Raw genomic sequence first — 1,063 nt, forward strand, 5'->3', positions numbered from 1 at the left:
AAAAGAGACACTCGTGCTCTCGATCGTCTCGCTCGATGACCGAAACGAGTTCGCGTTGGCACTGAGCGTGAATCTACAGACGTTGATGGTGACAGGAGCTGCTGTGAACGAGGGCCTGAGAGTCTTATCCAATACAAGATGAGCATGAAGCTCCCCTGTGTTTCTAATGCAAGATGAGCATGAGCGGGGGGGGGTAGCCCAGCCAGCGCGTGAGTCGAATCCTAGGAGGTATGACACTCACTATGCACGACTCCCACCCCATGAGTATCGACGAATTGCGAGCCTTCCTGCGTTCCAGCCAGGCTCTGGTTTTCTCGGGCCGCTCCCGCACTCAAACTTACGCGTGGATCGAGCGTACACTCCGTCAGTATGAGTTTCTGCATCGCCCCCGCGCCGAGAAGGGCTTGCTGCGTCAGTATGTGCAGAAGCTGACCGGCCTCTCAGCCGCTCAACTCACCCGCTTGATCGCGCAGTTCCGCGAGACGCGCCAAGTGCGGACCCACCCCTACCAGCGCCATTGCTTTGCTAGGAAGTTCACCCGCGCGGATCAGCTTCTGCTGGCCCAAGTGGATCAAGCCCATGGCCAACTCTCCGGACCCGCCACGGTCGCGATCTTACGACGAGAGTACCAAATCTTTAGCCGATCCGCGTTTGCTCGCCTGAGCACGATCTCCGTCTCGCATCTGTACAACCTACGTCAGTCCAAGGTCTACCGGATGCACACGACCCACGTGACCCAGACGAAGTCTGCTACGGTCCAGTACGCCCAACGCCGTCGTCCTGATCCGCAGGGCCGACCGGGCTACCTGCGGGTGGATACAGTCCATCAAGGCGATCGCGACAGAGTCAAGGGGGTCTATCATATTAACACCATCGATGCGGTCACCCAATGGGAGATCGTCGGCTGTGTCGGTCAGATCAGTGAGCGTGCATTGGTGCCAGTGTTGCAGGATTTGTTGGAGCAATACCCGTTCGTGATCCGCGGCTTCCACACCGACAACGGCAGTGAGTTCATCAACCAGGTCGTAGCCCATCTCTTGAACAAACTGTTGATCGAGTTCAC

Annotated in this window: 1 protein-coding gene; it reads left to right on the top strand. The window is 57.7% G+C overall.

The features are described 5' to 3' along the window. Positions 1–260: 260 nt before the first annotated feature. On the top strand, positions 261–1,063 hold an 803-nt coding region (locus tag HY010_16640; protein MBI3477362.1), incomplete at its 3' end, for an integrase.

It is taken from the genome of Acidobacteriota bacterium, from assembly GCA_016196065.1.
Lineage (GTDB): Bacteria > Acidobacteriota > Terriglobia > Terriglobales > Acidobacteriaceae > Acidiflorens.